This is a genomic window from Nocardioides sp. CPCC 206348 (assembly GCF_048654705.1).
Taxonomy (GTDB): domain Bacteria; phylum Actinomycetota; class Actinomycetes; order Propionibacteriales; family Nocardioidaceae; genus Nocardioides.
Genome location: NZ_JBMCZA010000109.1, coordinates 267 through 1,051 on the forward strand (window position 1 = coordinate 267; position 785 = coordinate 1,051).

The window sequence follows — 785 nt, forward strand, 5'->3', positions numbered from 1 at the left end:
GGCCGGTCGATCGGGCGGCTGACCGGGCTGGGACAGGGCGCGGCCCTGCTGCGGACGGTGGTCTGGTCCTTCCTCGGGCTGATCGTCTTCGGGCTGCTCTTCGCCTCTGCCGACGCGCTCCTCGCGCAGTGGGTCGACGCGCTCCTGCCCGAGCTCACCGTCGACCTCTTCGTGGCGCGGATCTTCGTGGCAGTCGCGGTCACGGCAGCGGTGCTCGGGGCGTCGTACCTCGCCCTGAACCCACCCCACGTGGACCGCTCCACCGGCCACCGCCCGGTCACCCACCGCTACGAGTGGCTGGCGCCGGTCGCCGTCGTGATCGCCGTCTTCGCGGCGTTCCTCGCCGCCCAGGCGACCGTGGTCTTCGGCGGCCACGACTACCTGCGTCGTACGACGGGGCTGACGTACGCCGACTACGTGCACCAGGGCTTCGGCCAGCTCACCGTGGCGACGGCGCTGACCCTGCTCGTCATCGCCGCGGCCGGACGCAAGGCACCGCGGGCGACGGTGGCCGACCGCGCCTGGCTCCGCGGGTCACTGGGCCTGCTGTGCGCCCTGACCCTCGTGGTCGTCGCCTCCGCGCTGCACCGGATGGCGCTCTACCAGGAGGCCTACGGCTTCACCCGGCTGCGCCTGCTGGTCGATGTCTTCGAGGGCTGGCTGGGGCTGGTCGTCCTCGCCGTGATGGTCGCCGGGATCGCCCTGAACGGCGCCTGGGTGGCGCGCTTCGCCCTCGTGAGCGGTGCCGTCGCCGTCCTCGGCATCGCGGCGCTCAACCCCGACGC

1 protein-coding gene is annotated in these 785 nt (G+C 73.2%); it reads left to right on the forward strand.

What is annotated here, in order from left to right:
* The coding region (locus ACOADB_RS06085) for a DUF4153 domain-containing protein (protein ID WP_378597060.1) at positions 1-785 on the forward strand (785 nt) is incomplete at both ends.